The organism is Paraburkholderia sp. 35.1, assembly GCF_050436525.1.
Classification (GTDB): Bacteria; Pseudomonadota; Gammaproteobacteria; order Burkholderiales; family Burkholderiaceae; genus Paraburkholderia; species Paraburkholderia tuberum.
Window position 1 is genome coordinate 742572 of the sequence record NZ_JBNDMJ010000001.1, and the last position, 21522, is coordinate 764093.

General features: G+C 62.1%; 20 protein-coding genes. 6 read left to right on the plus strand and 14 right to left on the minus strand.

The window, feature by feature from the left end:
* Positions 1 to 2 precede the first annotated feature (2 nt).
* Complete coding sequence (locus tag OKW27_RS03655; RefSeq protein WP_429332580.1) at positions 3 to 920, minus strand: carbohydrate ABC transporter permease; 918 nt, start codon at positions 918 to 920, stop codon at positions 3 to 5.
* 60 nt (positions 921 to 980) lie between these two features.
* Positions 981 to 2276 (minus strand): extracellular solute-binding protein, encoded by a 1296-nt coding sequence (locus OKW27_RS03660; protein ID WP_429332581.1) that lies wholly within the window; start codon positions 2274 to 2276, stop codon positions 981 to 983.
* 272 nt (positions 2277 to 2548) lie between these two features.
* Here OKW27_RS03660 and OKW27_RS03665 point away from each other — a divergent pair, with 272 nt between their 5' ends.
* Positions 2549 to 3598, plus strand: a complete 1050-nt coding sequence (locus OKW27_RS03665; RefSeq protein WP_429332582.1) for a LacI family DNA-binding transcriptional regulator — start codon at positions 2549 to 2551, stop codon at positions 3596 to 3598.
* Here OKW27_RS03665 and OKW27_RS03670 read toward each other — a convergent pair.
* From OKW27_RS03670 to OKW27_RS03710, 9 genes are all read right to left on the minus strand, one after another.
* Entirely contained in the window at positions 3577 to 3966 is a 390-nt protein-coding gene (locus tag OKW27_RS03670) for a type II toxin-antitoxin system VapC family toxin (RefSeq protein ID WP_090810623.1), read from the minus strand. The genes OKW27_RS03665 and OKW27_RS03670 overlap by 22 nt on opposite strands.
* Positions 3966 to 4295, minus strand: a complete 330-nt coding sequence (locus OKW27_RS03675) for a type II toxin-antitoxin system Phd/YefM family antitoxin (RefSeq protein WP_409259442.1) — start codon at positions 4293 to 4295, stop codon at positions 3966 to 3968. Before OKW27_RS03675 ends, OKW27_RS03670 begins: the two co-directional genes overlap by 1 nt.
* Positions 4296 to 4878: 583 nt before the next feature.
* Positions 4879 to 6009: an ABC transporter ATP-binding protein gene (locus OKW27_RS03680; protein ID WP_429332583.1), complete on the minus strand. Its 1131-nt coding sequence runs from the start codon at positions 6007 to 6009 to the stop codon at positions 4879 to 4881.
* A 112-nt stretch (positions 6010 to 6121) separates the two neighbouring features.
* Entirely contained in the window at positions 6122 to 7459 is a 1338-nt protein-coding gene (locus OKW27_RS03685) for a GH1 family beta-glucosidase (protein ID WP_429332584.1), read from the minus strand.
* A 58-nt stretch (positions 7460 to 7517) separates the two neighbouring features.
* Positions 7518 to 8348 (minus strand): carbohydrate ABC transporter permease, encoded by an 831-nt coding sequence (locus tag OKW27_RS03690; RefSeq protein ID WP_429332585.1) that lies wholly within the window; start codon positions 8346 to 8348, stop codon positions 7518 to 7520.
* Positions 8345 to 9379 carry a carbohydrate ABC transporter permease gene (locus OKW27_RS03695; RefSeq protein ID WP_429332586.1) on the minus strand — a complete coding sequence of 345 codons (1035 nt, stop codon included), beginning with the start codon at positions 9377 to 9379 and terminating at the stop codon, positions 8345 to 8347. The genes OKW27_RS03690 and OKW27_RS03695 overlap by 4 nt, the downstream gene beginning before the upstream one ends.
* A gap of 129 nt (positions 9380 to 9508) precedes the next feature.
* Entirely contained in the window at positions 9509 to 10756 is a 1248-nt protein-coding gene (locus OKW27_RS03700; protein ID WP_429332587.1) for an ABC transporter substrate-binding protein, read from the minus strand.
* A 189-nt stretch (positions 10757 to 10945) separates the two neighbouring features.
* A complete protein-coding gene (locus OKW27_RS03705; RefSeq protein ID WP_429332588.1) occupies positions 10946 to 12037 on the minus strand; it encodes a LacI family DNA-binding transcriptional regulator in 1092 nt (363 codons plus the stop codon).
* 199 nt (positions 12038 to 12236) lie between these two features.
* Positions 12237 to 13391, minus strand: coding sequence for a porin (locus tag OKW27_RS03710; protein ID WP_090810635.1), 1155 nt, complete (start codon positions 13389 to 13391; stop codon positions 12237 to 12239).
* 282 nt (positions 13392 to 13673) lie between these two features.
* Here OKW27_RS03710 and OKW27_RS03715 point away from each other — a divergent pair, with 282 nt between their 5' ends.
* The 3 genes from OKW27_RS03715 (at position 13674) to OKW27_RS03725 (ending at position 16073) form a co-directional block, all read left to right on the plus strand.
* Complete coding sequence (locus tag OKW27_RS03715) at positions 13674 to 13808, plus strand: hypothetical protein (RefSeq protein ID WP_429332589.1); 135 nt, start codon at positions 13674 to 13676, stop codon at positions 13806 to 13808.
* 430 nt (positions 13809 to 14238) lie between these two features.
* Positions 14239 to 14547, plus strand: coding sequence for a BON domain-containing protein (locus OKW27_RS03720; RefSeq protein ID WP_429332590.1), 309 nt, complete (start codon positions 14239 to 14241; stop codon positions 14545 to 14547).
* A 365-nt stretch (positions 14548 to 14912) separates the two neighbouring features.
* Complete coding sequence (locus OKW27_RS03725) at positions 14913 to 16073, plus strand: endo-1,4-beta-xylanase (protein ID WP_429332591.1); 1161 nt, start codon at positions 14913 to 14915, stop codon at positions 16071 to 16073.
* A 113-nt stretch (positions 16074 to 16186) separates the two neighbouring features.
* On the opposite strand, the gene OKW27_RS03730 is transcribed toward OKW27_RS03725, so the two are convergent.
* From OKW27_RS03730 to OKW27_RS03740, 3 genes are all read right to left on the minus strand, one after another.
* Positions 16187 to 17752 carry an alpha/beta hydrolase gene (locus OKW27_RS03730; protein WP_429332592.1) on the minus strand — a complete coding sequence of 522 codons (1566 nt, stop codon included), beginning with the start codon at positions 17750 to 17752 and terminating at the stop codon, positions 16187 to 16189.
* A 467-nt stretch (positions 17753 to 18219) separates the two neighbouring features.
* Complete coding sequence (locus tag OKW27_RS03735; protein ID WP_018422694.1) at positions 18220 to 18438, minus strand: YMGG-like glycine zipper-containing protein; 219 nt, start codon at positions 18436 to 18438, stop codon at positions 18220 to 18222.
* Positions 18439 to 18449: 11 nt separating this feature from the next.
* A complete protein-coding gene (locus OKW27_RS03740) occupies positions 18450 to 18827 on the minus strand; it encodes a hypothetical protein (RefSeq protein ID WP_090810644.1) in 378 nt (125 codons plus the stop codon).
* Positions 18828 to 19723: 896 nt separating this feature from the next.
* Here OKW27_RS03740 and OKW27_RS03745 point away from each other — a divergent pair.
* Both OKW27_RS03745 and OKW27_RS03750 read left to right on the plus strand, forming a co-directional pair.
* Positions 19724 to 20182, plus strand: coding sequence for a helix-turn-helix transcriptional regulator (locus tag OKW27_RS03745; protein WP_429332593.1), 459 nt, complete (start codon positions 19724 to 19726; stop codon positions 20180 to 20182).
* A gap of 2 nt (positions 20183 to 20184) precedes the next feature.
* The gene (locus tag OKW27_RS03750; protein ID WP_429332594.1) at positions 20185 to 21510 is read left to right on the plus strand and encodes a type II toxin-antitoxin system HipA family toxin; all 1326 of its coding nucleotides are present in this window, start codon (positions 20185 to 20187) and stop codon (positions 21508 to 21510) included.
* The last annotated feature ends 12 nt before the right edge of the window (positions 21511 to 21522 follow it).

The following is a 21522-nucleotide window of genomic DNA, read 5'->3' on the forward strand; positions in this document are numbered from 1 at the left end:
GTTCAGACCTCGGTTGCATAACGGCGGGTGAAGTACATCGACACCGCCGCCACCGTGATGACGATAAGGAACATCGCCGAGCCGATGGTGCTGCCGTAGCCGAGTTGGAACGAACTGAACACCGTGCGATACATGTAGGTGGCCATCACCTCGGACGAGCCTTCGGGGCCGCCACCGGTCATGACGAAGACGAGATCGAAGTAACGCAGCGACCCGAGCACGGACAGCAGCACAGCGGTGCGCACCGTGCCTTGCAGGTGCGGCAGCTTGATGCGCCAGAAAATGGTCCACCCGGATGCGCCGTCGAGGAGCGCAGCTTCATTGACCTCGGCCGGCATCGACGAGAGACCGGCGAGAAACAGAATCATGTAGAAAGGCGCGTTCTGCCAGATGATCACGGCGATGGTCGCAGCCAGCGAAAAATGCGGATCGCCCAGCCAGTCCTTCGCGAGGCCATCAAGCCCGAATGCCTGCAGCGCGACGTTGATCGGACCGAAATTCGGATCGTAGATTTGCTTGAACAGCACACCGATCGCCACGCTCGACATCAGCAGCGGCAGGAAATAGAGCACCTTGAGCAAGCGCGAGCCACGACCGGCCTTCTCCAGCAGCACGGCGAGCGCGAGCGCGATCGGAAGCTGGACGACGATCGACGCGACAGCAAGAATCACGTTGTTCTTCAGCGATTGCCAGAACACCATGTCGTGCGCGAGCCGCGCCCAGTTCGCGAGCCCGATATAACGGGCAGTGTTGCCGAGGCCGTTCCAGTCGAGCAGCGACAGCCGCAGGCTGGAGACGAGCGGATAAAGCAGGAACACGGCCAGCAGCAGCAGCGACGGCGCAAGAAACACAACCGTGACGAGCGTTTGCGATGAAAATCTCAGCCGGCGTTCGGGTGTAGCGGAAAGTGCGATATTCACGGGCTTGTATGCCGACCGGCACCTCGCGGTGCCGGTCGGACTTTTCTTTAGGACTGGAGATCAGCCGCCCTTCTTCGAAGCGGCTTCCATTTGCTGCGCAGCAGCCTCAGGCGTCAGCGACAGACCGAACAGTGCTTGCGTCGTGTCCTTGTGCAGTTCACCGAGGGCCGGCGGCAGTGCCTGGTCGTACCAGAGCTGCACGCTCGGAGCGGCGGCAAGCATTTGCTGCAGACGCTGCGTGAACGGATCGTCGATCCTGACGTGATTGACCGGCGGGAGCTTGTGGTCATCCGACGCGCGAGCCTGCATCGCCTGCTCGTCGGTCAGTGCCTGGATCAGCTTGAACGCTGCGTCCGGCGTCTTGCACTCGGTCGAGATGCTGAGGAAGCCGTCGCCGACCGTGCCGATCAGGTCGCGCGGATCACCCTTGCCACCCGGCACGCTCGGGAACGCGAAGAAGTCGAGGTCCTTCGAGAACGTCGGATTTTCGTTCGCGATCGTCGAAGCTTCCCACGCGCCCATCAGCTCCATGGCAGCCTTGCCCGTGTACAGCAGGCGGCGCGAGGCGCCCGAGTCGTAATCGAGACCGTTGATGCCCGGTGCGAACGCGCCAGCCTTCACGAGTTCCTGAATGCGCTTGCCGGCTTCGATGAACGCCGGATCTTCGAAGCCTTTGCCCTTGCCTTCGATCGCGTCCTTCACGACTTGCGGACCGCCGATACGGTCGACGAGGTACATGTAGTACATCGAACCGGTCCACTTGTTCTTGTTCGCGAGCGAGAACGCTGCGACGTTGTGCGACTTCAGCACTTCAACGACGTGCATCAGTTCATCCCACGTCTTCGGCGGCGTGATGCCGTACTTCTTGAAGACTTCCTTGTTGTAGAAGATCACCGCGGCCGCCGCGTTTTCGGCGGCAACACCGTAGGTCTTGCCGTCGAACGTCGTGACATTCCACGACGCCTGCATGAAGCGGCTGCGGTACGCCGGATCCTTCTCCAGGTACGGCGTGAGGTCGGCGATCTGGCCGGATTTCACGTACTCGTGCAGCCCGCCGCCGCCCCAGTTCTCGAACACGCACGGCGGCTGGTTCGCGCCGAAAGCGACCTTCAGCTTAGTCTTGTACGCCTCGTTCAGGACGTGCGAATTCTCGACCTTGTAGCCCGGAACCGCCTTTTCGAATCGATCCGACGCGTCGCGAATGATCTTGCTCGACGACGCATTGGTCTGCTGGTCCCATACCGTGATCGTCTTGGAGTCCGCCGCTACGGCGTTCGAAACAACTGCAGACAACGAAAACAGCAGCGCCGTCGCGCCGTTGATGGACCGCGCTTTAAACAAAGCCGGGTACGCCATGGGTGTGTCCCCTCTTCTGGATTTATAAGAAATCACCGAAACATTAACGTTAGCCTTAACGTTAGTGAATGTTAGGTCGATGCGTGAAGTAAGGCTATGCGGGATTTTACCTGGTCCCGGCGCGCTGCGACGCAACTGCCGGATAAGATGGACCGATTGTGGGAAAGCTGAAATATAAAGGGTTCTGCTAGAATAACGACTACATAAACGTTATCGCTAACGCGATTAGCGAGTCGACCCATCCAATGACCTCTCGCACACCTTCGACCCGCATGGCAAGACAGACCCCAACGCTTGAGCACGTTGCCAAGCTTGCCGGGGTGTCCCAGATGACCGCGTCGCGCGCTCTCAACGGCCGTCCCGGCGTGTCGCGCGAAACCCGCGACGAAGTCCTGAGAATCGCGTCGGACATCGGTTACGTCGTCAACCGCACCGCGCAGAAACTGTCGGGCGGCCGCAACGGCATCATCGGCATCATCACGCCGACACTCGACACGCAATTCTCCAGCGAACTGATTCTCGGCGCGGGCCGCGCGGCGCGTGGCGCGGGCTGCGAGATGCTGGTCTACACGGTGTTCGACGAAGATCGTCATACGCATCACGACCTGCTTGGGCTCATCCAGCAATTCTCCGACGGTATCCTCGCCATTCTTCCGCGCGAGTCGCTGTGCCTCGAGGCGCTCGCCACCGCGAAGGTACCGGTCGTCGTCGTCGATCAGCGCGGCACGCTGACGGGCTTCCCGTCGGTGTCGGTCGACAACTACGGCGGCGCCTGTCTCGCGGTCGAGCACCTCGCCGAGCTCGGTCACAAGCGCATCGCGTTTCTGGCCGGCGACGAAACGATCGAAGGCGTGCGCGACCGGCAACGCGGCTATCACGACACGCTGGCTCGCCTCGGCCTGCCACGCGAAGACTCGCTGGTCGCCGCGGGCGACCTGTCGCAAATGATGGCGTTCGACGTCACGTTCGACCTGCTGAACCTCGCCGAGCCGCCCACCGCGATCTTCACGGCCAACGACCAGAGCGCGTTCGGCGTGATCGCCGCGATCCGCGAAGCGGGTCTGCGCGTGCCGGACGACATCTCGGTGATCGGCTTCGACGACATCCCGATGTCCGAGCAGTTTCACCCGGCGCTCACCACGATCCGCCAGCCGTTCCAGCAAATGGCGCGCTCGGCGGTCAACACGCTGCTCGCGCAGATCGCCGGGATCGACGCCGCTTCGCAACGCATCACGCTGCCGGCGGAACTGGTGGTGCGCGATTCCACCGGCCCAGTCCGCACCAGGCAGCGCCGCGGCCGTCACCAGATCGTTTCGACGTAAGTCGACGCGCGCACCTTCGCATCCGAAGTCACGAGCGCGCCGCCATGCGTGCGCGCGGTCGCGACGATCAGGCGTTGATGCAAGGCGAGCGTGGGCGGCAGCGTGGCCGCGCGAAACGCGATCTCGGTGTCGACCGGAATCATCCGCACGCCGTCGAGCGACAGAAACGTCGACATCCAGCTGCGCGCGTCCATCGACAGTCCGAGACTGCCGACCTTCACGAACTCCGCGATTTCGAACGCACTGATTGCCGAAATCAGGATCTCGCCGCCGGCGAGCTCCCGATCGATCGCATCGTGCGCGGCCTGGCTCAGCGCTTTTTGCCTGCCGAGCCAGCACACGAGGGCAAGCGTGTCGAGCGTGATCATTACTCGTCCTGCTCGGCAGTGACAGGCTGCAACGCGTGCTTCAGGTTGAAATGCGTAATCGACGCGCGCAGCAGCTCGAGCGGGTTTTCCTGCTTGCTGCGATACGGCCGGATTTCGATGGTGGGTTGCCCGCGGTCGGTGACGACCACGGTTTCGCCCAATGCCTCGACCTGACGGAACAGCTCGCAGGCCCGGGACTTGAAAATGGCTTTAGATACTCGCTTTTCCATGACGCTCTCCACCCAGCAAAAATCCAACGGTATTTTTTGTATCGGGCCGGTGCGCCCGCAGGCGAACACCCGCGATGCGTGCCCGACATTCTTTATCAACCTTGCTCTCAGTCGTTGCTTCCCAGCCTACTGCCAGGAGCTCCCTCGAGCTCCAATCCAATTCGCGGCGACAACTAGCGTAACCGCGACACAGCCTGCAACGGTCGCGCCAATTCCTGCGCGCAACCGCTGCACTTTCACCTAATCAATTGGTTTTACACAGACCGCTCTGGCCATACCGGGTCGTGCCGGATAGCGGCGCGGCGCGTCTTGGCTTGCAATGTTTTGCCCCGTGTTATAGATCTTCGAATAGATGCAAACTTGCTTAACGTTACCCTTAACGTTAGCGGATGTTAATGGCGCAGGTTCGCGGCCGCCATGCGGAGTTTACCTAAGCTCCGAACCACTATCCGACCCCTCGACTGGACCCTCTAAATCAAGCCCGGCAAGGAGAAAGCTCGATGCAAGGCGTCGAAAGTACTACGTAATATTTAATGCGAACTGGCTAACGTCATCGCTGCTTGCGTCAGTCTTCGTCGTTCGATGCAGGGAGCCCTGATGAAGGCTCCGCATCGAAATGCACGATCCACGCATGCAACGATTCGCGCGGCTTTACCGTTGCTCACTCGCCGACATCGGCCTGTCAAACCACCGCGCCGACGTCCTCGCCGACTTCGGGTCGCGCGAGGCTCACCGCGGCGCCATTCGCATCGAACAGCGTGACCGACGACGACGCCACCTTGATCCCGACACGCGCGCCGACCGCGTGCTGCGCGTCCTTCTTGTCGAGCTTCAGCGCGATCGCGTGCGCCATGCCATCGAGTCGAGCATGCAGGATCGAGACGTCGCCGAGATGCTCGACCAGTTCGACGCGCGCGGCGAGACCTTCGTCGAGCGGGCCGATGCCCAGATGCTCGGCGCGCACCCCGAGCGTCAACTCGCCACTGACCGGCTGCGCCAGCCGTCCGGGCAGCACGATGCGCTGGCTCGCGCCGGCAAGCGCCACGACGGTTTGCGCATCGCTTCGCGACACCAGCGTCGCGGTCAGCATGTTCATCTGCGGCGAGCCGATGAAGCCGCCAACGAAGCGGTTCGACGGCCGCTCATACAGGTCGAGCGGCGCGCCGGTCTGCTCGATGCGGCCTTTGTTGAACACGACGATCTGCTGGCCCAGCGTCATCGCCTCGACCTGATCGTGCGTGACGTAGATCATCGTCGTGCCGAGTTCGCGATGCAGCTTCGCGAGCTCGATACGCATCTGCACGCGCAGCGCAGCGTCGAGATTCGACAGCGGTTCGTCGAACAGGAACACGCGCGGCTTGCGCACGATCGCCCGCCCGATCGCGACGCGCTGGCGCTGGCCGCCCGACAGCGCCTTCGGTTTGCGCTCCAGCAGATGTGTGATCTGCAGGATCTCGGCGGCACGTTCCACCGCCTCGCGCACTTCCTTTTTCGACTTGCCCGACAGCTTCAGCGAAAAGCCCATGTTTTCCGCAACCGTCATGTGCGGGTAGAGCGCGTAGCTCTGGAACACCATCGAGATGCCGCGGTCCGTGGGCTGCAGATCGTTGACGCGTACGCCGTCGATCAGAATGTCGCCGCCCGTCACCGACTCGAGCCCCGCGATCATGCGCAGCATCGTCGACTTGCCGCAGCCCGACGGTCCCACGAACACCGTGAACTGGCCGTCCGGGATGCGCAGGTCGATGCCCTGGATCACCTGCGGTCCTTCGCCATACGTCTTCGTGACGTTGCGCAATACGAGTTCGCCCATTTGATGCCTCCTCCTCAATCCTTGTACTTGCAGACCCCGCGTGACGCTATCCCACTGCCGCACTACTGTCGCGCCACGCGAGGTTCGATGCGCCCGTCGCCGGGCGTGCGCCTCAGCGCACGGCCGCGACGCCGGCGTGTTGCTCGATCACGCCGCGATACCACAACGCGCTGTCCTTCAGCGTGCGCTCCTGGCTCGCGTAGTCGACGTAGACCATGCCGAAGCGCTTGTCGTAGCCCGACGCCCATTCGAAGTTGTCCATCAGGCTCCAGGCGAAATAGCCCGCCACGTCGACGCCCTGTTTCACCGCGTCCGACAAGGCGGCGAGATGCAGGTCGTAGAAGCGCACGCGCTCGGCGTCGTCCACGCGGCCGTTATCGAGCACGTCTTTCGCCGCGCAGCCGTTCTCGGTGATGTAGATCGGCGGCAGCTTGTAGTCGGCGTTGATGCGCGTCAGCAATTCGGTGAGACCTTGCGGATAGACTTCCCAATCCATGTCGGTGAAGCCGAGCTCGCCCGGCGGACGCTTCTCGCCCGATGCGCTCGCGAAGATCCGCGTGTAGTAGTTGACGCCGAGGAAGTCCATCGGCGTGCCGATCACGTCGAAATCGCCGCTCCGGATCACGTCTTGCGGACCGTTCGCGCCATACCATTCCAGCGCCTCGGCCGGATACTCGCCCTTGAACAGCGGGTCCATGTACCAGCGCACGAACTTCGCGTATTCGAGCGACGCGGCGGCCTGATCTTCGGGCGCATCCGTCGCGCCATGCGCCGGCGACTGGTTCAGCACGATGCCGAGCGGCGCCTTCACGCCATCGGCGCGCAGTGCCTGCAACGCGAGACCGTGCGACAGCAGCAGATGGTGCGCGACATGCGCGGCCTTCTTCAGATCGGCGTTGCCCGGCGCGAAATAGCCGGTTGCGTTGCCGAGCCACGCGGTGCACCACGGTTCGTTGTGCGTCGCGATCGATGCAACGCGATCGCCGAGCACGCTGCCGATCTTGCGCGCGTAGTCCGCGAAGCGATAAGCGGTATCGCGGCTTTCCCAGCCGTTTTGCGTATGCTGCAGCGACAACGGCAGGTCCCAGTGATACAGCGTTGCGAACGGCTGGATGTCGCGCTCGAGCAAACCGTCGACGAGGCGCTCGTAAAACGCGAGGCCCTTGTCGTTGAATGCGCCGCGGCCAGTTGGCTGCACGCGCGGCCAGGCGATCGAAAGGCGATAAGCCTTGACCCCGAGTTCGGCCATCAGGTCGAGGTCTTCCTCGACCAGGTGATAGTGATCGCATGCGACATCGCCGTTCTCGCCGTTCACGACCTTGCCCGGCACGTTGCAGAACGCGTCCCAGATCGACGGGCCGCGGCCGTCCTCATGCGCTGCGCCTTCGATCTGGTAGGAACTGGTGGCGACGCCCCAGACGAAGTCTTCGTTGAATCGATACGTCGACATAGATGATGTTGTTCTGAATGTCACGCCCGCGAGGGCGTGAAAAATGAAACAAAGAATCTCAAGCCTTGACCGCGCCGGTCGTCAGACCGTCGATCAGACGCCGCGAGGTGAATGCGAACAGCACCAGCAACGGCAGCACCGCGACCGCGGAGCCCGCCATCACCGCGCCCCAATCCGAATTGGTCGGACTTTGCAGAATGCGCAGAGCGAGCGGCAGCGTGTACATCGACGGCGAACGCAGCACGACGAGCGCCGACAGAAAGTTGTTCCACGCCTGAATGAAGCTGATCAGTCCAAGCGTACCCAGCGCCGGTCCCAGCAGCGGCATCACGATGCTGCAGTAGATGCGGAATTCACTGCAGCCGTCGATGCGCGCCGCCTCGATCAGCTCGGACGGAATCGCCGCCGCGACGTACTGGCGCATCAGGAACACGCCGAGCGCGGCGGCCGCGCCAGGTACGTACAGCGCGCGCGGCTGATCGATCCAGCCGAGCAGGTTCATCGTCATGAAGGTCGGAATCATGCCGAGGAACGGCGGCACCAGCATCGCGGTCAGCGCGATCGCGAACAGCGTCTTCTTGAAGCGGAATTCGTACATCGCGAACGCGTAGCCGGCCATCGACGTGACGAGCAGCGTCAGCATGGTTTGCATCGTGGCCGTATAGAAGCTCCAGCCGAGATTGCGCCAGAACGGAATGTGCCGCATCAGCGAGGCCATGTTGTCGAGAAACGCGCTGCCGAACCACAGCGGGGGCGGCATCGAGAAAATCTCGGAACTCGTGTGCGTCGCGAACACGAACATGAAGTAGAACGGCGAGAACATCAGCAGCGCACCGACCACCACGATCGCGTAGCCGATATAACGGCCCTTGTTGCTCGACGATTTCATCGCTGTGTCTCCTCGTTCATGCCGCTGCGGTGAAAGATCCGCGTGTTCAACCACATCAACGCGCCGATCGAAATGAACAGCAGCCATGCGATCGAACTCGCGGTGCCGAAATCGCCGTCGTGGAAGGCGGTGCGATACATATAGACGGCCGTCGTCAGACCGGACTGGCTGGTACCCATGCCTTCGTTCGGCAGCAGGATGAACGGCTCTTCGAACAGTTGCAGCCCACCGATGATCGACAGCGCGACCGCGAAGAAAATCATCGGCTTGATCAGCGGAATCGTGATGCGGGTGAACTGTTGCCAGCCGTTCGCGCCGTCGATGCGCGCGGCCTCGTAAAGGTCCTTCGGAATGGTTTGCAGCGCCGACAGATACAGCACCGTGTTCCAGCCGACATAGCGCCAGAAGATCACCACCGACACCGCCGGCTTGACGTTCTTCGGGTTATACAGCCACTCGATCGGATGCGCAGGGACGATCCAGTGCAGGCCGGGCAGCCTGCCGAGCTCGGCGATCGCGAGGTTGATCATGCCGAAGTCGGTCGAATACAGCGACGAGAAGATCAGCGCGATCGCGACGCTCGACGTGATGAACGGCAGGAAGTACAGGCCGACCACCAGGTTGCGCCAGCGGCGAAACGCGGTTTGCAGAAAGAATGCCAGCGGCAGCGCCACCAGATGCTGCGGCACGCCGGACATGATCGCCATCGACGCGGTGTTGTACAGCGACTTCCAGTACCACGGGTCGGTCAGCGTGAACGTGAAGTTCGACAGACCCACCCACTTCATGCTCGCGAGCCCCGCCGTCGCGTCCCAGCTCTGGAACGACAGGTACAGCGAAAACAGCAGCGGGAACGCCATGAATAGCGCGAACAGCAGGAAAAATGGACCGAGAAACAGGTAGGGTGCGACTTTCACCGGATCGAGCCGCGAAGTTCTGCGCGGCGCGGCGAACGGCGCGGGCGAGCTCGGCACGTCGCTCGCACGCGCATCGCGGGCGACCTCTGGGGTCGTGGGCAGCGGGGTGTTCATCAATAGTTCCGTCCAGTCGGGCGTAGCCGGGATCGATGACCGGTCACGCTGTTTGCAGCAGACTTGCAGCGCACTGCGACACACTTCGGTCGCGGCACGCAGCGTGCCGCGACCTTGCATCGATACCGCTTAACGGCGGACCCGATGCGCGATCTGGTCCTGCGCTTCCTGGAGCGCCGTATGCACGTCTGCACCGTCGTCGACGACCTTGTCGAGCGCCGAATGCACCGCTTCCTCGGCGACCTGGTCGTACTTGCTACGCTGGATCGCCGGGATGTGCGAGGCTGCGTCACGCCAGATCAGACGCGCTTTCTCGTTGCCGAGGAATGCGACCGGCTCCGCGAAAAACGTGTCGTTCTGCGCGGCAAGCAGCGCGGGGAATGCGTCGATCGAACGGAACGATGCGAGCTGCGTGTCCTGGCGCGTCGTCAGGAACTTGATGAATTCCCACGACATCGGCTTTTGCGTCGCCTTCGCCGGGATCGAGTAGAACGTGCCGCCGAACGATGCGTACGCGTTGTTCGGCAGATTGGCCGCGCGCCACAGACCCTTCGTGTCCGGGGCGATCCACGACGACAGGTGGCCGCCGAGCCACGCGCCCATCATCTGCGTCGAGACGGTCTCGCGCTTGAAGCTTTCGGCCCATTCGTTCGACCAGGGCGTGATCTTCGCGTCGAGACCGAGGTCGCGTGCTTTCTTCGCGAGCTCGAACGCCTTCACGAAACGCGGCGACGTGACGACCGGATTGCCGGCCTTGTCGAAGTACACGCCATCGCCTTCCTTCAGGTCGGCGCGAATGTAGATATCCTCGATATCGCGCGACGATGCCATCAGGTACGCACCCGTCGCCTTCTTGATCTTCACGCCGGCCGCCAGGTACGAGTCCCACGACTTCGTCAGGTCGGCTTCGGTCACGCCCGCCTTGTCGAGAAGGTCCTTGCGATAGAACAGCGTGCCCGGACCGATATCGGCCGGCATGCCGACGATCGTGCCGTCCTGCGTGGTCGCCTGCGCGAACGTGTAGTTGATGAACTGGCTCTTGTACTGGCCCGCGTTATACGGCGCCTTCGACAGATCTTCGAGACCGCCGCCCGAGGCGAAGCGGCCGATAAAGCCGACCTCCACCGCCATCACGTCGGGCAGATTGGAGCTCGTCGCGAGTGCGGTGGTCATTGCGTTGTGGTGATCGGCGATCGCGAGCGACGAGACCCTGATGTCGACGTCCGGATGCAGCTTCTTCCACGCCGGAAGCGCGTCCTTGATTTCCTGATCCAGCTTCGGAAAGACCGCGACCGTCAACGTGGTGTTGGCGTGCGCGCCGACTGCGGCCAGGCTGAGCAGAACGGCGGTGGCAGAGCCTGAAAAGCGGAATTTCATTACTCGTCTCCTGAAGAACCCTGTTTGAATTGCATTCGATGAATACCCGGTTGCTGCGACCTACTTCCCCTGTTGTCTTTGTTGCTGCTTTGCTTGGTGCTGCTTTGCCTGGCGCTGAATGCGCCGCTGAATTTCTGCTTGACTGCCGATACCTGAAAGCGCTTTCACGTTGAGGCGAAAAAACAACCGCTACGTACGCGTATCCCCCCGTTTTACCGGTGGCGTGATTCGCCGCGTGGTTTCACGCGTCACGAGCGTGAGCGGAATCGGGCTTAGCGCGATCGACTGCTTGCGGATCATCTGCACGATGCCCTGTGCGGCGAGGCGGCCGATTTCGTAAGTCGGCTGGCGGACCGTCGTCAAAGGCGGCGTCATGTACGACGATGTCGGCAAATCGTCGAAGCCGACCAGCGACACGTCGTCCGGCACCCGCACGCCGCGGCGGAACATCGCGAGGCGCGCGCCGTACGCGGTTTGATCGTTTGCGCAGAACACCGCGCTGAACGATGGATGGCGCGCCATCAGGCGCTCCATCGCGGCGACGCCGCCCGTTTCGAGGTAATCGCCCTGCTCGACGAGATCGGCATCGAAGCCGATGCCCGCTTCCTCGAGCGCGGTCCGGTAGCCGACGAGGCGCTCGATCGCATCCTCGTGACTTGCCGGCCCGGCGATGAAGGCGATCTCCCGATGGCCTTGCTCGATCAGATGATGGGTCGCGTCGCGTGCGCCCTGCATGTTGTCGATCGGCAGGCCAGCGAGCGTCGCGCTGTTGTGTACCGAGCGGCCGAGTACGAGCATTGGCGCGTACCGCGAGTAGTCGGTCAACGTCGACTCATCGAGTTGCGCGTGCAGCAAGATGATTCCATCGACGCGCCGCGCGATGAACTGCTCGAGGCGCGCCTTTTCGTCGTCGATGTTCCAGCGGCTGCTCACGAAGATCGGCGTAAAGCCCGGTTCGTACAACGACTCCTCGATGCCGCGCAGCCACTCGGCGTAAAACGGGCTCGACACCGCCTGCGTCAATACGCCGATCGTTTCGGTCCGCCCGCTCGCGAGACTGCGCGCGAGCACGTTCGGCCGATAGTTGAAACGCGCGATCGCCGCTTCCACCGCCTGCTGCTTGGCGGGAAGCACGCGCGCAGAACCGTTCAGGATCCGCGATACGGTGCTCGGAGAAACACCGGCCGCGCGCGCGATCGCTTCGAGCGTCACGTTGGGCGCAGCGGGTACGTCGGATACCTTGGGCGCGCCGGGTTTATCGTTGGAGCCGTCGTGGGTCATGAGTTCTGCCTGAATCCCGTGATGAAAGCGCTTTCAGATATGAAGAGGCGCACTACGTCCGGTGATGAATTCGAAAGAAAGAAAAAGCAGCCGATGCGACGAGGGTGGAGGAGGCGTCGCACCGGCCTCTCTATGAAAGAGAAATAAACAGTCCTTGAAACAAAGAGATCACTGCGATTGCTGATCAGGCAACCTCAACTCAGAACGAGGTCATGATCCCGGCGAACACGCCGGTCTGGCTATGACCATAGTTCGGGTTGCTGTTCGACGACGTGCCCGTCACCGCATCGAAGTTGTTGTTGCCGTACGGCCCGTTGCCGAGGTTCAGGTTCGACGTCGAGCTGTTGTGCACGTAGCCGGCTTCCGTGTACAGGAACGTGCGCTTCGACAGCGCGTACGTCGCGGCGAGCGTGAACAGCGTTCCATTGCCGTTGCCGTTGTTCGCGTTGGCGTGGTAGACCGCAGCCGTCAACAGCGTGGGCGACGTGACCTGCCATGCAGCGCCGACCCATTCGTGGTTCACACTGGTCGGCGCGCTCACGCCGAGAGGCTGCGACGCATCGGTTACGCCCACGCTCGCGTTGGTCGCGTCAGGCGCGCTCAGGTGCTGGTAGCCCGCGTACAGCTTGACCGGACCTAGCACGTACGTGCCGCCGACAAGGGCCATCCGCGAAGCAGAGTAGACGTTGTTGAACGAGCCGTTGGCGCCGCGCACTTCGTCATAGATCACGCGGACGTCGCCGTTGCCCCACGTGTACACACCTTCGACCGCGTTCGTACGACCCTGGCCGGTCGGCACGCCAGCCGAGTTGACAGGCGCCGAGTTCCAGCTCGTGTTGTTGGTCAGCGAATACTGGCCCTTCAGCACGAGGCCGCCGAACAGCACCGGCGAGTTGTACTCCGCGCCGTTGCTGGTGCTCGCCCAGTTGCGACCGCGCACCAGTGTCGAGATCGCGTAGCGCTGCATCACCTGCGGGTCGGTGCCCCAGCTGTCCTGCGAAAGTTCGCCGGCGCCGAGGTTACCGATCTTGAACAAACCCCAGTGGTCGTTCGTCAGCCCCACCGTTGCGTGACGGCCGAACAGATTGCCCGCGGATGCACCGGTCATCGTGTTGAGCTGTCCTTCGAGCTGGAAGACCGTCTTCGTGCCGCCGCCGATATCTTCGGCGCCCTGCAGGCCGAACCACGAGCAACCCCAGTCGCCGCTTTGGGCTGACCATGCGTGGCCGCCCGGGAGGCCGGTTTCAAACTGGATGCCGTTGTCGATACGGCCGTACAACGTGACACTGCTCTGCGCATGGGCCACCGTCGTCGCGGCTGCCATCACCGACACAGCAATAAGCTTCTTCTTCATTTAGATATCCTTATATATATATTTTGGCGTCTCCAAGCCGCACAGGACGCACGCGTTCTCACACGTTTTCCCTCTTGCCGAAATGTTCGCTACTTATTCGCTTCACATTTCGAGGCGATTATAGGGATGGCCTTGCGCCGCGCATCAAACTAACTGCTCAGGGAAAACGCTGTTATCGATAACAGTTGCGCGCCGGACGATCCCGCAGTAGCGCCCTGCTTTGTGACCATTACGTGATGGTCACAAGCGTCGGAAATCCGTTTGAACTCATGCACCGAAACGATGGGCGAATCCGTCTCGCGCGTCGCTCAGCGCTTGCTTAACGAGGAAGACGCGCTCGAATGCAAGCAAAATTTCGCGCTTGATGTTGCGAAGATGCAACGAGCCGCCTCGCTTGCATTGCCGGTTTGGGCTTGACGAACTGGCGCAGGAGCCGCCAGCAGTGGTGGACATTAGCGACTATCATCAATGCATACGATGCCGGGCAACGAGCCGGGCTCAGCCGCGTAGCAGGCTGAGTGCAGGATTGTCGGCGCATCCGTCTGGCTCTCGCGCTCCATCACGACCGCTCCAGCCAGTTCCCATCCCTCGGCTCTCGCTGTTCCCCCGCCGCGCCGCACATGCGACGTCCCGTTCGAACACGCTGCCCTTGCAACTTTTCTGCGGGCGAAGGCACGACCGCCCATCGCCCCGACTGGCAAAACCTCGGCGCGCAACCGCGATAACCGCGACGCATGCAGTGGAAAGAGGATTTTGTCCAGTGCACTTCCGACGCCTCGCATCGAGTCGAACCGGAAGATTCGCCGGCGGATTTTGCCGGCACACCTTGGCACTCTAAGGAGGTATCGTGAAAACAGCCTTTGTTTCTACACTCGCGCTGCTGATTTCAAGCGCAATAGCGCCGGCGGCCCATGCCCAGGATTCGCAAGCCACCGACCAACAACTCGCCCATAGCGTGCGGGTCGCGGAGGCGCACAGCGGAGTCGGGATGTCACATGTGTTCGTCTTTGCCCACTCGGGGCGGATCACGCTGGTCGGATGGGTGCCAGAGCGGGACCATGTCGCGCGTGCCGAGCAGAGTGCGATGTCGGTACCGGGTGTCACCTCGGTGGACAACCGGCTCTCGCCCGACGCTGGCTCGCTGAACGGGCATTGAAATCAAACTGAATCGCGGCGCGGACGACGATTGAAGCAAACCCGCGCGTTGAACGGATTCGGTTTTTCTGTCTCGCCAGTTGGGATTCAGTGACTGGCGCCCTGTTTCGCGCCGTTAGCCGCGCGGCGGTTTCGTGCAATCCCCATCTGAAAGCGCTTTCAACCCACGCCGTGTCAAGCCGGTCGACTCGACGCTGATTCACCATCCATGTCTCGTCGATATGTCAGGTAAATCCCTCATAGCGGGGCTGACAGAGGCTGCTTAACATCTTCGCTGTTACCGGTAACGGTAAACATAGTTAGAGAAGACATCCGAACCGGCATTGCGTCACAAGGAGACCAGGAGTGCGTCCTTTGAGGACTTCAATGCGCATGCTCTGCGCAGCCGTCGCCGTTTGCGCGCTCGCAACCGCAGGCTGCGCGCACAACCAGGCCGCCGTCGCTCATGACGGCCGGCCGCTCGCCGCGGCGCCCGCTGAGGCGCTGCCGCCATTGCGCAGTGTGATGGCCGCGCACTTCAAGGTCGGCGCGGCGATTGAACCTGATTCAATCGACAGTCCCGCCGACGCGGCGCTCGTTGCCGCCCAGTTCTCGAGCCTGACCGCCGAGAACAAGATGAAGCCGGGCACGATCGGCGTCGCGGAAGGCAAGTACAACTTCGAACCGGCCGACAGGATCGTCGCGTTCGCGCAAGCGCACGGCATTGCGGTGCGCGGGCACACGCTCTTGTGGCACTTCAAGGCCGGCGACTGGACCGAGGCGCCGGACTGGTTCTTCGCCGGCGATCCGAAAGATCCGCTCTATCACGACATCGTCGCGAAGCGGCTCGATCGATATGTAACCGACGTCGTCACACACTTCCGAGGCAAGGTCTACGCGTGGGACGTAGTCAACGAAGTGATCAGCGACGATCCGCATCAGGTGTATCGCGAAGACAGTCCGTGGTATCGGACGCTCGGCAAGGACTACATCGCGATCGCCTTCCGCGCGGCGCGCGCGGCGGACCCGAACGTGAAGCTCTATATCAACGAGTACAACACCGACGATCCGCGCAAGCGCGCAAAGCTGCTCGCGGTGATTCGCGATTTGCGCGCGCAGGGCGTGCCGATCGACGGTGTCGGGCATCAGATGCATATCAGCGTAAATTGGCCACCTCTGCCGAACATCAAGCAGGCGTTCGACGACGTCGCCGCGCTCGGCCTCGAAAACCAGGTGACCGAGCTCGACGTGAGTCTCTATGCCGATCCCGGTGAATGCTGGAGCGATCCGCATGCATGTCTGCCGGACCTCGGGCATCCAGTGCCGAACGACATCATGCGCGCGCAGGCCGAGCGTTATCGCGCCGTGTTCGCTCTGTTCGAGCAGGAGCCGAGCATCAAGGCGGTCACGTTCTGGGGCTATTCGGACAAGCACACGTGGCTGACGTCGACGCCGGTGCCGCGCAACAACCTGCCGCTGCCGTTCGATGCGAACCTGCAGCCGAAAGCGGCGCTGTGGACGATCGTCGATTCGTCGTATCAGCCGTAACGTCGATCTTCGAGCCGAAAAGCAGGCGGCCCGCGGTAGGTGCGGGCCGTCTGGTCACATCTCGCGAGGGTGGCAGTGCAATTGCCGTCAGCTTGATTCAAAGCATCGAGATTTCAAGGCTCGTCCGAGCCGACCTGCTCGAGCGCATTCAGATTTTCGGGGAAATCGTCGGGCGGACCGTCGGCGGTTTCATGCGTGCGCGGCGGTGACTTGACGACCGGCGGCGGCATCTTGCCGATGCCTTCGTCGATACGCTGCAGCAGATACGGGAAGAACGGATTCGACGCGATGCGGAACATCGAATCGAGCGTCAAAATCAGTGTGCCGCGTTCGCCGCGCGGCGCGAGCGTGCCGAGGTGCTCGTTGAAGTTCTCCGAATCGTCCGGCGCGATGCCGTACAGCGCGTCGGTGATCGGGAATGGAATCGCGACGTGCGACAACGAGAAAATATCCTGCGGATAGTCGATATCCAGCGGCTTGACACGCGTTTGCACTTCGCCCGCATAAACGCTGCGCTCGACAGTATGCGCTGAATCCGGCGACACGTTGGTGATCACCGTCGTGCGATAGTTCTGCGGACCGATGCGCAGTAGGCGCGAGAGCGCCGTGTACGACGCGGAGCGCAGGAAGGTCCTGAAGCGCACGCTGCGGTTCACGTCGAACAGCACGATTTCGCTGCCGTTCTCCGGCAGCTTGTCGTAGAGCGCCGACATCACCGCTGGCGTGCTGACCGTGAAATCCGTCACCGATTGGAACGTGAGGATAGGCGGCAACTTATCGAGCCGGTTCTCGCGCTCGAGCCGCGCAATCTGATCCTGAATCACGCTCGTGAGGAGAAAGGACTGTCGCGCGCCATTCACCGGAAACGAGTTGTACTTGAACGGGTTGAACTCCGGCACGATGCCGAGCCAAGCGGCGCGCGCGAAGGCCGGCAGCACCGCGGGTAATCCGGCGAGACCGGCAAAGCGTGCGTAACGCGTGACGCCGATCATCGGCGAGATCAGCACGACGCGCGTCGGACGCGCGAGCGCGGGATTCTCGATCGCGTCGAGCGCATATTGCAGTGCGAGCGCGCCGCCGTTCGAAAACCCGACCAGCTCGATCGGCTTGTCCGGCCCCACGCGACGGCGCGCTTCACGCACCGCGAGCCGAGTGGCCGCGGTCCAGTCCTGCCAGTGCACGTCGACGAGCCCCGCCGGCACCGTGCCATGTCCGGGTAAGCGGATGCCGATCGCGACGAAACCGCGATCACGATATCGACGCGCGATATGCCGCATGCTGTACGGCGCATCCGTCATGCCGTGCAGCAGCACGACCGCGCCGACGGGTGGCCCCGACGGCTCGAGAATGTACGAGTGATTCCAGTTTTCGGCGAAATGCCACGGAAAAATCGGCGAGCCCTCGTAATAGCGGTTCGCCGGAATGCGCTCGGACGGCCGCAGCTTTTCAACGACATTGACGCGCACGTCGTCGAAAATCCGATTTTCCGCTTTGATGTATGCGTTCCAGTCGGCGGTGTCCATTTCCTCGACGGTCATTTCGCGCGGCACATAGGTGTGCCATACCGACAGCTCCGGCCCGCGCTGCGAATACCACGCGCGTAGCCCCAATGCGAGCACCGCCAGCAGCACCAAAACCCATGCACTTATCTTTATCACCTTCAGTGACGTGCGCAGCATTCGTGTTCTCTTGATGAGATGAAGGTTGCACCGCGCGCAGACTGCTCTCTGCGTGGTGTGCGCATGCCGCCATCGCGGCGGCTTCCGATGTGGATATCCTAAGGGCTTTTAATCACCGGTTCAAACTTTGTCGGCCGGGAGGGCAACGCGACGTCGACAGCGGCTCGAGTATGAACGGATGATTTTCATGACGAACTGGGGATGCGCGATGTCGCGAGCGCGAATGAATTCGCCCCATTCGCTTCGCTACTTGACGTTCGACGTGAGGAAAATGGCACGGAATGCATACGGCATCGCGGAGAAGGGAGAGGTGCCCCATGGAAGAACGGTCCTTCAGCGACGCCTCGGAAATCGCTTCACTCGACGGCCGTGGAATGCCTGATCAAGGCCTGATCGGGCCGTGTGCTTCAGTAACGAAACCGGGACGTGACCCAGGTCGCGCCCCAGCCTTGCCTGCTCGCCGGTAATTACTGACGGCCGCGGATATTGCCGGCCACGCCGCCCGCCGCGCCGCCGATGATCGCGCCGGTCCACGCATCGCCGCCGGAGATCGCCGCGATGCCCGCACCGGCGCCCGCGCCAAGTGCCGCGCCGCTCACCGTTCCCTGCGTCTGCGGGCTCATGTCCGTGCAACCGATCATCGCAGCCAGTGCGCCAATACTGACGATCCACCCAAGTCGTTTCATGATCGTTCTCCTTACTGATTTTTCTTCAGGCCGGGCATGACCATCTGAAACCAGAGGGTCTCGATCACCGGGTGTTGGATCATCGTGGGATTGGCGGCGTAGTAGCCGTCGAGGCCTTGACGCACGCTGTCCAGTGTCTGGCCTTGCATGCCCTTGCCGAAGCGCTGTGCGATGTCATTGCTGTTCGCCATGTTGCCGGCATAGGCGCGCTCGACGTCGATCAAATTCGAGATGCCGACCAGATACGCTTTCTTCTGCTCATCGGTCGACTGCATCCATTGCTGGCCTGTGACAATTGGAATGCTCTCCGCACGCGCCACGTTGCCCATCATTGCCAGCGATAGAAAAGTCAGAGATAACAGCGTTCGCCATTGTGGTTTGCTTGCCATCACATACTCCAAAGAAGTTATGTTCTCCAGCGGCCCGCCGGCGACCGCATCCGGCGGCGTCGATCGCGTTATTTGGAAAAATGGTCTGTGTGTCTCGTCGAATCTCCTTTCAGGTTCACCGGTCGGCGTGGTTCGCCGGTTCGGCTTCTATTGGCGTTGGGTCGTATCAGCGAATAGACACCTTGATGGCAGAAAATCTCATGGCGGATTGGAGTGATTTGCACAGATGCTGTAGGCGCGCAACGATTGGACTCGTGTTGGCGTCGCCGCGTAATACACGCTATAGAGTCTACAGCCTTTTCTGTAATTTCCAAGCCCGTTTCGGCTCGATGCGCGGCGCGTGACATTTGTGTCAAATTTCATTCAGCGAGCGAAAGGATACGATGCAATGCGCGTCAACACTCGTCAGTTATCCTGCGCTCGATTTGAGCGCCCGTGATATTGCTAGCGATTCGTTATCGACGGCCATTCAGTGTTCTAGCCACGCGATGCGAAAACAGCTTTTGTTTTGCCTGAATGTTCGGCCTCCTGATTAGATCGTCAATCGAAAACGATTCGGATTTCTCTATTTCCGGTCGAGGCGTTGCTTCTTCTGATGGCAGCACCAACCAGCAGTGAAACAGATGCGATTTTATGGTTGCGTTTGTCCATCATCTTTATTTTCGGTGGATCACATGTTGCCTGCGGCGCAGGGGCTGCGCAGCAGCGAAGGGGGTGGCGGTGCGCGGTTGACCGTTAGTTGCGTGAGAGTAGCGTGACGGGACGCCGTTTCCAATGCGTCCGTGCTCGTCATTAACAGTCTCTAGCTTGTATTTGCTAAATACAGAGTATAGACTGTATCTGTTATTTACAGGTTTTGGGCTGTTACGCCGCCGCAGCCGAACCGGAGATCGACCGTGGACTACGCCATCAAGACACTGAGCCAGCTCAGACCGATCCTGCAGGGCTTCAGGAAGGCCGCCGGCCTCACTCAGGCCGCGATGGCCGCGCATCTCGGGGTCACGCAACAGACCTACGCGCAACTCGAAGCGAATCCGGCGACCGTCAGCGTCGAACGGCTCTTCAGGGTGTTGCGGGTCTTGCAGGTCGATCTGAAGCTCGCGCAGAGCGGATCGACGCAAAGCGTGGCCGTGGAAGACGCCGCGCCGGCGCCGAACCGCTCCCGCCGCGCCGGGAGCGGAACGCCGGCCGCCGGAGCGCCGGTCGCCGGAACGCCGGTCGACGCAAAAAGCAACGCTAAACGCGCCACGCGCGTGCCGCTCAAACCGGGACCGTGGGCGCAAAAGCCCAAAGCGGTCAAACCCGCCAAGGCAACCAAAGCGGCCAGCACCAGCAAGAAACGGGAGGACTGGTAAGCATGGCGCGCAGCACACCGAACCGTCTGAATCTGTGGATGAACGGCCTGCGGGTCGGCGCCTGGGAAACGACACGCAGCGGCGAACGTCTGAGCTATGCCGACGAATGGATCGACGATCCGCAAGGACGTCCGCTATCGCTGTCGCTGCCGTTCACACCGGGCAATCAGGCGTATCGCGGCCAGATCGTCGCCGACTATTTCGACAACCTGCTGCCCGACAGCGAACCGATCCGGCGCCGCATCGCCGCGCGCTACCGGACCGGCAGCGCCGCGCCGTTTGCGTTGCTCACCGCGCTCGGCCGCGACTGCGTCGGCGCATTGCAACTGCTGTCGCCGGACGAAGAGCCGAGCGATCTGACGAGCATCCACGGTCGCGAACTCAGCGACAGCGACATCGCGGCGTTGCTACGCGGCACGACGACGGCGGCGCCGCTCGGGCAGCACGATCCGCTCGAAGACCTGCGTCTGTCGATCGCCGGCGCGCAGGAAAAAACCGCGCTGCTCCGTCATCGCAATCGCTGGCTGCTGCCCGAAGGCAGCACGCCGACCACGCACATCTTCAAGCTGCCGCTCGGGCTCGTCGGCAACATGCGCGCCGATATGCGCACGTCGGTGGAAAACGAATGGCTGTGCTCGCAGATCGTCGCGGCCTACGGGCTCCCCGTCGCGCGTTGCGAAATCGCGCGATTCGATGAGCAGAAGGTATTGATCGTCGAGCGCTTCGATCGCCGCTTGTCGAGCGACGCCACGTGGATCGTGCGTCTGCCGCAAGAGGACATGTGCCAGGCCACTGGCACGTCGGCGCTGCACAAGTACGAGTCCGACGGCGGTCCGGGCATCGAGGCGATCATGGAGATACTCGCGCGGTCCACACGCGCGACGACGGACCGGCGCAACTTCTTCGCGACGCAGCTGGTTTTCTGGCTGCTCGCCGCGACCGATGGCCACGCGAAGAACTTCAGCATTGCGCATCTGCCCGGCAATCGCTACGAATCCACGCCGCTTTATGACGTGCTGTCCGCACATCCGATCATCGGCAGCGGCGCGGGGCGCCTCGCGGCGCAAAAAGTGAAACTGGCGATGGCGGTTCGCGGCAAGAACGTCCACTACCTGCTCAATCAGATCCAGCGCCGGCATTGGGTGGCCGAAGGACAGCGCGTCGGTTTTTCCGCCGCGGACGTCGATACGCTGATCGATCAGTTGACCGCGCAAACGGAGACGGTGATCGACACAGTCTCGTCGCAACTGCCCGCCGACTTTCCGCTGGACGTGGCCGATGCGGTCTTCGACGGTATGCGCCGGCTGAACCGGAAGCTTGCGCAGTAAAGCGCCGCCATC

Bases quoted from the DNA above. Each gene is read 5' to 3' on its own strand.
- OKW27_RS03660 (WP_429332581.1), bottom strand. From the start codon at position 2,276: ATGGCGTACCCGGCTTTGTTTAAAGCGCGGTCCATCAACGGCGCGACG.
- OKW27_RS03665 (WP_429332582.1), top strand. From the start codon at position 2,549: ATGGCAAGACAGACCCCAACGCTTGAGCACGTTGCCAAGCTTGCCGGG.
- OKW27_RS03670 (WP_090810623.1), bottom strand. From the start codon at position 3,966: ATGATCACGCTCGACACGCTTGCCCTCGTGTGCTGGCTCGGCAGGCAA.
- OKW27_RS03680 (WP_429332583.1), bottom strand. From the start codon at position 6,009: ATGGGCGAACTCGTATTGCGCAACGTCACGAAGACGTATGGCGAAGGA.
- OKW27_RS03685 (WP_429332584.1), bottom strand. From the start codon at position 7,459: ATGTCGACGTATCGATTCAACGAAGACTTCGTCTGGGGCGTCGCCACC.
- OKW27_RS03690 (WP_429332585.1), bottom strand. From the start codon at position 8,348: ATGAAATCGTCGAGCAACAAGGGCCGTTATATCGGCTACGCGATCGTG.
- OKW27_RS03695 (WP_429332586.1), bottom strand. From the start codon at position 9,379: ATGAACACCCCGCTGCCCACGACCCCAGAGGTCGCCCGCGATGCGCGT.
- OKW27_RS03700 (WP_429332587.1), bottom strand. From the start codon at position 10,756: ATGAAATTCCGCTTTTCAGGCTCTGCCACCGCCGTTCTGCTCAGCCTG.
- OKW27_RS03705 (WP_429332588.1), bottom strand. From the start codon at position 12,037: ATGACCCACGACGGCTCCAACGATAAACCCGGCGCGCCCAAGGTATCC.
- OKW27_RS03710 (WP_090810635.1), bottom strand. From the start codon at position 13,391: ATGAAGAAGAAGCTTATTGCTGTGTCGGTGATGGCAGCCGCGACGACG.
- OKW27_RS03715 (WP_429332589.1), top strand. From the start codon at position 13,674: ATGGGCGAATCCGTCTCGCGCGTCGCTCAGCGCTTGCTTAACGAGGAA.
- OKW27_RS03725 (WP_429332591.1), top strand. From the start codon at position 14,913: ATGCGCATGCTCTGCGCAGCCGTCGCCGTTTGCGCGCTCGCAACCGCA.
- OKW27_RS03730 (WP_429332592.1), bottom strand. From the start codon at position 17,752: ATGCTGCGCACGTCACTGAAGGTGATAAAGATAAGTGCATGGGTTTTG.
- OKW27_RS03735 (WP_018422694.1), bottom strand. From the start codon at position 18,438: ATGAAACGACTTGGGTGGATCGTCAGTATTGGCGCACTGGCTGCGATG.
- OKW27_RS03740 (WP_090810644.1), bottom strand. From the start codon at position 18,827: ATGGCAAGCAAACCACAATGGCGAACGCTGTTATCTCTGACTTTTCTA.
- OKW27_RS03750 (WP_429332594.1), top strand. From the start codon at position 20,185: ATGGCGCGCAGCACACCGAACCGTCTGAATCTGTGGATGAACGGCCTG.